The sequence below is a fragment of the Mycobacterium sp. genome (assembly GCF_049608025.1).
GTDB lineage: Bacteria > Actinomycetota > Actinomycetes > Mycobacteriales > Mycobacteriaceae > Mycobacterium.
Genome location: NZ_JBMYXC010000102.1, coordinates 1 through 241, shown reverse-complemented (window position 1 = coordinate 241; position 241 = coordinate 1).

The window sequence follows — 241 nt, the reverse complement described above, 5'->3', positions numbered from 1 at the left end:
CGCCGGCAGGCCACCGCGCCCGCCCAGTTTCACTCTCTCGTCGCTCTGACCTGGAACGATACGCCTCACCGGCTGCTAGCGGTCCCGCATAAGCAGACCTGGCCTATATCATGCATGCAAGCATTGCTAGCGGCCGACACGCTGGCGGTGTAGCAGTGTGAGCAGAACCGCCGCACGACATCCAGGGAGGCGATCGGGGACATGGGGTTAGCCGACCGCGTCGAGCGAAAACTCGAGAACA